The organism is Chromatiales bacterium (genome assembly GCA_020445605.1).
Classification (GTDB): Bacteria; Pseudomonadota; Gammaproteobacteria; order JAGRGH01; family JAGRGH01; genus JAGRGH01.
Genome location: JAGRGH010000037.1, coordinates 1 through 10,754, shown reverse-complemented (window position 1 = coordinate 10,754; position 10,754 = coordinate 1). Strand labels below are relative to the sequence as shown.

9 protein-coding genes are annotated in these 10,754 nt (G+C 65.8%); 6 read left to right on the top strand and 3 right to left on the bottom strand.

Annotated features, from left to right (window positions below):
- Positions 1–43 precede the first annotated feature (43 nt).
- The 3 genes from KDG50_07215 to KDG50_07205 all read left to right on the top strand — a co-directional run bounded on the left by KDG50_07215 (position 44) and on the right by KDG50_07205 (position 4,493).
- On the top strand, positions 44–628 hold the full coding sequence (locus tag KDG50_07215; GenBank protein ID MCB1865205.1) for a hypothetical protein: 585 nt from the start codon (positions 44–46) through the stop codon (positions 626–628).
- Entirely contained in the window at positions 628–2,517 is a 1,890-nt protein-coding gene (gene parE / locus KDG50_07210) for a DNA topoisomerase IV subunit B (protein MCB1865204.1), read from the top strand. The genes KDG50_07215 and parE overlap by 1 nt, the downstream gene beginning before the upstream one ends.
- 113 nt (positions 2,518–2,630) lie before the next feature.
- Entirely contained in the window at positions 2,631–4,493 is a 1,863-nt protein-coding gene (locus tag KDG50_07205) for an alpha/beta hydrolase (GenBank protein MCB1865203.1), read from the top strand.
- 309 nt (positions 4,494–4,802) lie between these two features.
- Here KDG50_07205 and KDG50_07200 read toward each other — a convergent pair whose 3' ends face one another.
- Positions 4,803–5,525 carry a porin family protein gene (locus tag KDG50_07200; GenBank protein MCB1865202.1) on the bottom strand — a complete coding sequence of 241 codons (723 nt, stop codon included), beginning with the start codon at positions 5,523–5,525 and terminating at the stop codon, positions 4,803–4,805.
- A gap of 140 nt (positions 5,526–5,665) precedes the next feature.
- Here KDG50_07200 and KDG50_07195 point away from each other — a divergent pair, with 140 nt between their 5' ends.
- From KDG50_07195 to KDG50_07185, 3 genes are read left to right on the top strand one after another with little or no spacing between them, the layout of a single operon-like run.
- Complete coding sequence (locus KDG50_07195) at positions 5,666–5,935, top strand: hypothetical protein (protein ID MCB1865201.1); 270 nt, start codon at positions 5,666–5,668, stop codon at positions 5,933–5,935.
- Positions 5,936–7,021, top strand: a complete 1,086-nt coding sequence (locus KDG50_07190) for a hypothetical protein (GenBank protein MCB1865200.1) — start codon at positions 5,936–5,938, stop codon at positions 7,019–7,021.
- Complete coding sequence (locus KDG50_07185) at positions 7,018–7,398, top strand: gamma-glutamylcyclotransferase (protein ID MCB1865199.1); 381 nt, start codon at positions 7,018–7,020, stop codon at positions 7,396–7,398. The genes KDG50_07190 and KDG50_07185 overlap by 4 nt, the downstream gene beginning before the upstream one ends.
- 18 nt (positions 7,399–7,416) lie before the next feature.
- Here the strand turns inward: KDG50_07185 and KDG50_07180 are convergent, their stop codons facing one another.
- Both KDG50_07180 and glsA read right to left on the bottom strand, forming a co-directional pair.
- Positions 7,417–8,616, bottom strand: a complete 1,200-nt coding sequence (locus KDG50_07180) for an RtcB family protein (GenBank protein ID MCB1865198.1) — start codon at positions 8,614–8,616, stop codon at positions 7,417–7,419.
- Positions 8,617–8,687: 71 nt separating this feature from the next.
- Positions 8,688–10,511 (bottom strand): glutaminase A, encoded by a 1,824-nt coding sequence (gene glsA, locus KDG50_07175; GenBank protein MCB1865197.1) that lies wholly within the window; start codon positions 10,509–10,511, stop codon positions 8,688–8,690.
- Positions 10,512–10,754: the final 243 nt, after the last annotated feature.

Here is a 10,754-nt window from a genome sequence, read left to right as displayed (position 1 = left end):
TGGACAGTCCGCAGCGGGCTCTCGCAAAATCGCCCGCGTAGCCATGCGCCCACTGATTTCCGGTTTCGTGCTGATCCTTGCCACGGCGGCTATTGCGCCGCTCGCGTGGGCGCAGTCGCGCGGCGCATTCGAACTCGACGCACCAAGCCACGGCTCGGACAAGTTCGAAGATCCCGAGCCCTGGCGCGAGCGCACGCCGGGCGTAATGCCCGAAGCGCCTCGCGAGGAAAACCTGGTCGAGATCGTCCCGCTGGAGAACGATCCGGACTTCCGCTATTTCGTCGATCTGGCGTCGTTGAGCCTCGATTCGGACTACGTCTACCGGCTCACGCTGGTATCGCGTTCGCGCTCGGGGTTCGACAACGCGGAGTATCTCGGCATCCGCTGTTCGTCCAGTGAAATGCGCGAGTACGGCTGGCTCAAGCGCAGCGGCCAGTGGTATGAGCGCGCCAACAGCGAGTGGCGTCGGCCACTGAGCAATGCCTACGGCCGCAAGGCGTTGATCGCCGATGGCCTGCTGTGTTTCCGCTCACAGCCACGTCGTATCGAACAGGCCCGCCATTCGCTGCGCAGCGACAGCGGCCGAATCCCGCGCGAACCGGCCAACACGAAGCTGTTCGACTGGTAATGGCGGGCGGCTCCTATACCGCCCGGGACATCGATGTCCTGTCCGGGCTGGACCCGGTGCGCAAGCGCCCGGGCATGTACACCGATACCAGCCGGCCGAACCATCTCGCCCAGGAAGTCATCGACAACAGTGTCGACGAGGCACTCGCCGGCCACGCCCGCACGATCGAGGTGATGCTGTATCGCGACGGCTCCTGCGAGGTTCGCGACGACGGCCGCGGCATGCCCGTGGATATTCACCCCGAACACAGGATCAGCGGCATCGAACTGATCCTCACGCGGCTGCACGCCGGCGGCAAGTTCAACGATCGCAACTACCGGTTCTCCGGCGGCCTGCACGGCGTTGGCGTATCGGTGGTCAATGCACTGTCACAGCGGCTCGAGGTGAAGGTGCGGCGCGACGGGGCCGAACACGTCATGCAGTTTGCCGGCGGCGAACCGGCCTCGAAGCTCGAAACAACCGGCAAGGTCGGGCGCACGAATACGGGTACGGAACTGCGTTTCTGGCCTGACCCGAAATACTTCGACAGCCCGAAGTTCGCGCCGGCCCGCCTGAAGCATCTGCTGCGCGCAAAGGCCGTGCTGTGCCCGGGCCTGACCGTGCGCTGGTACGACGAGGCCGCCGACGAGCGCCTGGAATGGCGTTATGCGACCGGGCTGGCGGATTACCTGCGCGAGTCACTCGGCGACCACAAGGGCATGCCGGACCCACCGTTCACCGGCGATTTCAGCGGCAACGAGGAAGCCGCCGAATGGGCGCTGTGCTGGGTGGACTCCGGCGACGAGACACTCGCCGAGAGCTACGTGAACCTGATCCCGACGCCGGCCGGCGGTACGCACGTCAACGGCCTGCGCGCGGGACTGGCCGACGCCGTGCGCGAGTTCTGCGAGTTCCGCAGCCTGACCCCGCGCGGGGTGCGCATCGCGCCCGAGGACGTCTGGGACGGCGTCGCGTATGTGCTTTCCGTGCGCCTGCATGACCCGCAGTTCGCCGGCCAGACCAAGGAGCGGCTGGGTTCGCGCGAGACCGCAGCGTTCGTCTCCGGCGTCGTCAAGGACGCTCTGGGGCTGTGGCTGAACCGGCACATCGCCGAAGGCGAGGCGATCGCGCAGCGTGCCATCGCGAATGCCCAGCGGCGCATCCGCAAATCGCGCACCGTCGAGCGCAAGAAGATCACCAGCGGTCCGGCCCTGCCCGGCAAGCTCGCCGACTGCACGGCGCAGGACCTCGAGCGCACGGAACTGTTTCTGGTCGAGGGCGACTCGGCGGGCGGATCGGCCAAGCAGGCGCGCGACCGCGAGTTCCAAGCCGTGATGCCGCTGCGCGGCAAGATTCTGAACACCTGGGAGGTCGAACCCGCGCAGGTGCTGGGCTCACAGGAAGTACACGACATCTCCGTGGCGATCGGTCTCAGCCCGGCGTCGAGCGATCTCGGCGGGCTGCGCTACGGCAAGGTCTGCATCCTCGCCGACGCGGACTCCGACGGCGCCCATATCGCCACCCTGCTCTGCGCGCTGTTCCAGCGGCACTTCCCGGCGCTGGTCGCCGCGGGTCACGTCTACGTCGCGATGCCACCGCTGTACCGCATCGATGCGGGCAAGCAGGTCTATTACGCGCTGGACGAGGCGGAACGAAAGGGCATCGAGGAGCGGCTGGCGGCGGAGAAATACCGCGGCAAGATTCACGTGCAGCGCTTCAAGGGGCTCGGGGAAATGAACCCGATGCAGTTGCGCGAAACGACCATCGCGCCGGAAACGCGGCGGCTCGTGCAGCTGGCGGTCGAAGATATCGACGAGACGGCACAGATGCTCGACATGCTGCTCGCCAAACGCCGCGCGCCGGACCGGCGCGCCTGGCTGGAAACCCGCGGCGATCTCGCCGACGTGTAGCGCCCGCCCCCTCGCCGTATGGCGGCAAGCCCAAATCAGGATCACGAAACTTCCGATCGAGTCAGGGTCTTCGCGACACCCGACCGTGCCGCCGGTTTCCGTCCCTACAGGCGGTGGAAAGCTTTTCCAGAAGCAAGGTTTCGCTTTTGGCCGCGCAACGGCGAGGCGCTCAGGATGCGGCAGACACGATGAAAGCACCCAGAAAATCGTGCAGCTCCTTTTCGTTATCCCCGGCAATCCTTCGATGGATCGATCGGCGCCTGCCGAGACCTGCGATGCGGCGCATGCCCTTGGCAGCGCGCGTCGAATCTGCCGCACGACGACTCGCGCAATGCGTGGCGCTGGCGTTGGTCGAGCCGGGCATCGGGCAGCGCACGAGGGCAGGCTTGAGAGGGCCCGATCAGCGTGCTAGCTTCCCCGGCAACATCAATCCGACGTGTCATACGGGGCAGGGCATGAAAGCGGCACAGGGCATCAGATCCACCCCGATGACGTGCGATTCATCGGGCGGCACGGCAACCGGCCTCCGTGACCGCGCTCTGCGAAGGGCGCCAACCCAGAACGCTGTAGCGTGCCGTCGCGCACCACGACGCCGCGGCCCGATCGTTGTCCTGCTGGCGGTGTTGTTCGCGCCAAGCCTGGTGCCGGCGGCGACGGTCCCCGGCTGTGCCGGCGCGGCAACCTACACGCCGGCTTATCCGCCCACACGCCTGCCCGAACGCGATCAGGGCGACGTCAGCGTCATCCTCCTGCACGGCAAGAGCGGCAGCAAGTTCGCGCCGCAGTACACGAATCTGATTACCGATCTGGCCGACCACGGTTTCAACGTCGTGATCCCCAACATGACCTGGTGGCGCGAGTGGGACGGCACCCAGTGTCAGGGACTGAACTACCTGAAGGCGCTCGTGGATGCGGAACGGGCACGCGGCATGCGCGTGCTGCTGATCGGGCACAGCATGGGCGGCATGCATTCCCTGCTGTACGCGATGCATACCGGTCACGGCCTGGAAGCGGTGATTCCGGTGGCGCCGGGGCACATGCTGCCCCTGTCGACAACGGTCGTCAACGCCACGCAGCCCTATGTGGAGGAGGCCCGCCGCATGGTCGCGCAGGGTCGCGGCGACGAGCTGGCGACCTTCTACACCTATGACGGCGGTCTGCGAGAGATGCAGCCGACCACCCCGAACATCTACCTGTCGTACCACGACACGAACATCACTCCCGACTTCAACTTCGTGCTGCCGGCGATCAAGCCGCGCTGGCTGTGGATCGTCGGAGACGCCGATCCGAACCGGGACTTCAACCAGCGGCAGATCAGCAAACTACCGGACAATCCCCAAAGTGAGTTCGTGATTACCAGTGGCGATCACTTCACCGCGCTGGACCGGGTGGCGGACCTGCTGCATGAGTGGTTCCAGACCTGGTCACAGATTGGCGCCCCACCCTCGGGTGTCAGCAATCCACCGATGCGACTGAGCGTTGAAGACCCTTTTTCGGGATCGATCAAGGCTGGCGTGCGCAACCTCAGGGGTTATCTTGTCGCGCTGAATCCGCCGACATCGCTGTCTCTGTTCGTCGATGGCGTGCCGTATGGCGAGTTGGAACATCATGGTCCACGCCCGGACGTGGGTAATGCATTCCCCCAGTATCCGAATTCCGACGAGTCCGGCTTCAACATCGTGCTGAACTACGGCGACAACATCGGGCCTGGATCGCATACGATTCAGCTGGTGGCCGAGGACAGCAACGGCGGTGTCGTCGAAGCATTCGTCCCTTTCACGGTCGACAGCTTCAACACCCCGTTTGTCTTCGACGATGGCCTGGTCAGTCTTTCGGGTGCGACGATCACGCATGACTCCGATGACACCATTACGATCCAAAACCTGCTGCACGACGGTCGGCGCTACCGCGTGCGCCTGAAATGGACGCGCCAGACCCAGAACTACGAGGCGATCGAGATCACGCCGCTGCAGTGAATCAACCGTGAAAGGGACGGATCTATCAGGAAGACACGGCCCGCCGCCGTCACGCGGCGTCGGCCCGGATGGTGCCGCCGGGCGAGCCAAGGAAACTCTGAAAAATCAGAGTTTCCCGCGGCACATGGATGTGCCGCCATTTTCGACGGCTGCAAGCCGTTGGAAATGAAAGAAAACGAAAAATCACACTTTTTCGTTTTTGCTGCTCTGACAATCCGGGACGGATTGATCAGAGCTTCCCTACATGAACAACCGCAGGTGTTTTTCTATGCTATCCGGGCGATCGTGGATGGATCGATCGGGGTCCGATCAAAAATTCACCGACGCGCCGAACAGCAGCTGATGGGTCATGATCTGCGTCTGCAGCGTGGCATCGTCACCCAGGTCCACATCGATGTCGCTCCAGTTCGCCTTGTATTCGCCGAACAGCGACCAACGTGGGCTGATCTCGTACTCGATGCCGGCCATGAACTGCGCGGCCATGCCGCCGATCTCGTAGCCGTACTTGTCGATGCCCCCGCCGACCTTGCGCACCTCGACATGCGGCACGGCGACGCCGATGCCCGCGCCCACGTACGGGGTCCAGGTGCTGTTCAGCGGAAAGCGATAGATCGCGTTCAGGGTCATGGTGTTCAGGCCGTTGGTGAACTCGAGCCTGTCGTACACGGTGCTCGGCGCCAGTTCGCCCGCCACGGGCACGCCGTCGAGGGTGCCGCTGACGGAAACCGCGCGATCACGATCGGCGATCGTCTTCGCATGCGTGTAGTCGAGCATCAGCCCCCAGCGCGACTCGCGCATGGGTCGATACAGTGCACGCACGCCCCAGTACGGCGGCATCTGCCAGGGCTCACTGTCCCAGTGAACGCTGTCATGGGTGATGTCCGTCGCCGCACCCTGCTGCAGATCGACATCGGAATTGTGGTTCCAGCTGTAGCCGCCATAAAGTCCGACCTGGAACTCGGCCAGAGTCGGAACGCCGGTACCCAGCGAGGCCGCCGCGACCAGCCCGGCGATGGAGTTGCGCAGATTCATGAGGCTTTGCCTGTGATTCCCGAGTTTGAGGAAAACCGCCCAGCGGTTCGCATCTGACAAATTTTAGTACGAATGCCCACCAGACCCAAGCGACCCGGCGCACAGTTTGCGGGATGTTTGCCACTGCTACACTCGCCGAAATGGCCCACGTCGAGTTCACACCCAACCTGTTGCGCCATCTTCCGGCGCCGGAAGCGGACGTTGCTGCCGACTCCGTGGGCGCCGCGCTCGAAGCGATTTTTGCGCTGGCGCCAAAGCTCAGGGGCTACCTCCTCGATGACCAGGAGCGGCTGCGCCGACACATCAACGTATTCGTGGACGGCACACTGATCTGCGCCCGCGACGCACTGAATCACCGCCTGAACCGCGACAGCCGCGTGTTCGTGATGCAGGCCCTGTCCGGAGGTTGAATGAGCGATCTTCTGTACGTTGCCACGCGCAAGGGGCTGTTCCGCTACGAGCGCGACACCGCCGGCTGGCGCATCGCCGATGTCGCGTTTGTTGGCGAGCCGGTCAGCGCGGTCCTGCCCGATCCGCGCGATGGGACCATTTACTGTGCGCTGAACCTTGGTCATTTCGGCGTGAAGCTGCATCGGCTGGAGGCCGCCGGCGCGCAGTGGCACGAGGTCGCAGTGCCGGTGTATCCCGCCAGGCCGGCGCCTGACGACGGCCCCGATTGGACGCTGGAGCAGATCTGGTGCCTGGAGGCCGGCGGTCCGGACCAACCGGGCCGGCTGTGGGCCGGGACGATCCCCGGAGGTCTGTTCCGTTCGGACGACCGCGGCGAAACCTGGACGCTGGTGCGATCGCTTTGGGACCGGCCCGAACGCAACCGCTGGGTGGGTGGCGGCTACGACCGACCGGGCATCCACTCCATCGCCATCGATCCTCGCAATGCGAACCACCTGACGGTGGCCGTCTCCTGCGGTGGCGTGTGGCAGAGCCACGATGGCGGCGAGTCCTGGAACGTGACCAGCGATGGACTGCGCGCGGCGTATCTACCGCCGGAGATGGCCCACGACCCGATACTTCAGGATCCGCACCGGCTGGTGCAGTGCGCGGCTGAGCCCGAGCGGATGTGGATCCAGCACCACAACGGTGTGTTCACGAGTACCGACGGCGGTCGGCACTGGACCGAGATCGAACACATCGAACCATCGACCTTCGGCTTTGCGGTCGCCGCGCACCCGGACGATCCGCACAGCGCCTGGTTCGTGCCCGCGGTCAAGGACGAATGCCGAGTACCGGCCAACGGAGCCGTGGTCGTCACGCGCACCCGCGATGGCGGCGCAAGCTTCGAGACCCTGCGCAACGGCCTGCCGCAGTCGCATGCCTATGACCTGGTCTATCGCCACGCGCTCGCGATCGACACCAGCGGCAAGCGTCTGGCGATGGGTTCGACGACCGGAAGTCTCTGGATCACCGAGGACCAGGGCGACCACTGGCAAAGCCTGTCGTCAAACCTGCCGCCGGTCCACGCTCTGCGTTTTGCATGAGCGCGCGGCGCGCGCCGTGGCGGGTGTTCGTCTATGGGACGTTAAGGAGCGGCGACTACAACCACGCGCTGCTCGGCACGGCGCGACGGCTAGGCACCTGCCGCACGGCGGCGCGCTACACCCTGCATGACTTCGGGGCGTGGCCGGGGCTGCGCGTCGGTGGCCGCGACCGCATCACCGGCGAGGTGTATGCGGTCGACCGCGCCACGCTCGCGCGCCTCGACCGGCTTGAGCAGGTCCCACGCCGCTATCGGCGCGCCCTGCTGAGCACACCCTGGGGGCAGGCGTTCGTGTATCTCACGCGCGACCGGCGCGGCCCGCGCATCGCGAACGGCGACTGGATGCAGCACCGAAATACGAATGCGCCGAATCGCTGAACGCTGCCGGCCGGACGCTCAGCCCTTGACGCACACCACCTGCTTGAGCGTGTGCACGACCTCGACCAGATCACTCTGGTTCGCCATGACGGTGTCGATGTCCTTGTAGGCGGCGGGGATTTCGTCGACCACGCCGTGATCCTTGCGGCATTCGACCCCGCGCGTCTGGTCTTCGACATCGCCTGCGTCGAAGCGCCGTTTTGCCTCGTTACGGCTCATGCGCCGGCCCGCCCCGTGTGCGCAGGAGCAGAGGCTTTCGACATTGCCCAGTCCGCGCACGATGTACGACTTCGCGCCCATCGAGCCCGGGATGATGCCGAGTTCGCCTGCGCCGGCGCGGATCGCACCCTTGCGCGTCACGTACAGATCGGCGCCGAAGTGCCGTTCGCGCGCGACATAGTTGTGGTGGCAGTTGATGGCCTCTTTCGTGGCGGTGAACGACGGCAGCACGCGCGTAAGCGATTCGACAATCAGCCGCAACATCTGCCGGCGATTTTCCATCGCGTAGTCCTGCGCCCAGTTCACGGCCTCCACGTAATCATCGAAGTGTTCGGCGCCTTCAGTGAAATACGCCAGATCGCGGTCCGGAAGATTGCCAAGCTGCGCGCGCATGTCGCCCTGCGCAAGCGAGATGAAATAGCGGCCGATCTGGTTGCCGATGCCGCGCGAACCGGAGTGCAGCATGATCCACACCGCGTCCGATTCATCGAGACAAAGCTCGATGAAATGATTCCCTCCACCGAGTGTGCCGAGCTGTCGCACCCACGGTCGGAAACCCTTCTTCGCATGCATGCGTGCAATCGCCGGGTGACGATCCATGATGCGTTCCAGCCGCACATCCAGTGCCTTGATCGTCGAGCGCGGCACCGGGTCTTTCGCATGCTGGTCGAAACCGGCCGGCACGGCCGCCTCGATCGCGGAGCGCACGCGGTGCAGGCTGTCCGGCAGTTCATTCGCCGTCAGACTCAGGCGCACGGCGTTCATGCCACAGCCGATGTCGACGCCGACCGCGGCCGGGATGATCGCGCCGCGGGTCGGGATCACGGAACCGACCGTGGCGCCGATGCCCAGATGCACGTCGGGCATCGCGGCGATGTGGCCATGCACGATGGGCAGGCGTGCGAGGTTCTCGAGCTGGGTGCGCGCAGCGGGCTCGATCTCGTCGGTGTACACCTTCACGGGCACACGACCGGAATGGATTTCAACGCGAACGGGCATGCGGGCAACTCGGCGCGGTGGTGACCACGCCAGTATGCGCCCACCGTCCGCAGCCCGCCCGCAAGGGAAACTCAGGCCAGCGCGGTGATCCAGTTCGTCGCGCGGCGCAGGGTGTTGGCCATGTCGCAGGCGAGGTTTTCGAGCAGCCGGATCTTCAGCTCCGGGGTGTTTTCGGCGAGCCGGTTCAGGTCGGCCGCGTCCAGGATGCGACATACGACATCGGTGTCGGCGTGCACGGATGCACTGCGTCTGTCCTGGCCGAGCAGCGCCATTTCGCCGAAGTTCATACCCGGCCCCAGCGAGGCGACCCGCTGGTGCGCACCGTCGGCCAGCGGCACGAGCACGCTGACGTGGCCGGATTCGACGAAAAACACCCGCCCGTCACCCGCCTGTCCCGTGACCAGAATCCAGTCCCCGGCCTGGTAGCGCTCGGTGCGCGTCGCGGCGTCGAGCTGCGCGGTCAGCGACTCCGGCAGGCCGTCGAGCAGCGGCGAGTGCGCGATCGACACCACCGTCTCGGGCGGCTGCGGCACCTCGCAATAGAGCCGGTTTTCGCACCACTCCACGGCGATGTCGTTGTCCTCGAAATTCAGAAAGCCGCGATCGCCCTTGGCCGTCGTCCTGCTCAGCGAATCGAGGATCGCCGCGCGACCATGTACCCGCGACAGCACCACCGCAATGCCTTCGGCGACAAAAAGCTGGCGGGCCTGGTTCAGCAGTCGTCCCGCGGCTTCTGAAAGCCCCGCAACCTGGTGCATGTCGAGGATGTAGCTGTGGCGATCGGGCGCGAGTTCGCGCATCTTGCGAATGACGTATTCCACGCCGTCGACCGCGAGATGGCCGTGCAGCGCGATATAGGTGATGCGGTGCGCGTGCTCGGTCAGATAGTCGCGCATATGCGCGCCGGGCTGGCGGCGCGAGGGTGCGTCCGCGCCCGTGTAGATTCGGCTGATGGCGGTGGTTGCCGAACCGGTGCGCGTGAATACGTGCATGCCGAAATCCTTCGACAGCCGCTTGCAGACCTCGATGCCGCGCACGCTGTTGCCACGCGCGTCCAGCGGCGGTGAAAAGATGCCGATTCCGAACCGGCCCGGCAGCACCGCGATGATGCCGCCGCCCACGCCGCTCTTGGCCGGCATGCCGACGTCGTAGAGCCAGCCGCCCGCGTAGTCGTACATGCCGCAGGTGGACATGACGCTCAGCACCCGCTCGACCTGCTCCACGGGCAACGCCCGCTCGCCGGTCAGCGGATGCCGCCCGCCGTTGGCGAGCGTCGCGGCCATGTAGGCGAGGTCGCGGCAGGTCACGAGCACCGAGCACTGGCGGAAGTAGTTCTCCAGTACGGCCATGGGGTCGCCGTCGATGATGCCGAAGTTCTTCAGCATCCAGGCGATGGCGCGGTTGCGGAACCCCGTGGCGCTCTCCGAGCGGTAGACCGACTCGTCGACCGTGACCGGCCGGCCGATGAAGGCGCCCAGGGCGGATTCGATGCGCTGCCACTGGACCCCGGCCGTGTCGCCCGCGACCAGGCCGGAGGTCGCGATTGCACCAGCATTGATCATCGGGTTCATCGGTGCACCAGTCTGGGGATCGAGACTGATGGAGTTGAACGCATCGCCGCTGGGCTCCACCCCGACCCGCGCGGCGACGAACTCGCGGCCGCGGTCGGCCAGCGCCGTACCGTAGGCAAACGGCTTGGAGATGGACTGGATCGTAAATGATTGATCCGTATCGCCCGCGCAGTAGGCGACGCCGTCCATCGTGACCATGCAGATGCCGAACCAGCCGGGGTCGGCGCGGGTCAGTTCGGGGATGTAGCTCGCGAGTTCACCGTCGGTCCGCGCGGAAAGCTCCTCGCGCAGGGCCTCAAGGTAGGTCTGAATCGGGGATTGCATGGCCGGTCGTTGTGGTTGTGGGCCGCGGGGGGTTCCACAACCTAGGCAAGTCCCGTACCAAGACGCTCCCAGCTCCCAGCTCCCAGCTCCCAGCTCCCAGCTCCCAGCTCCCAGCCGCCAGCTCCCAGCCGCCAGCCGCCAGCCGCCAGCCGCCAGCCGCCAGCCGCCAGCCGCCAGCCGCCAGCCGCCAGCCGCCAGCCGCCAGCCGCCAGCCGCCAGCCGCCAGCCGCCAGCCGCCAGCCG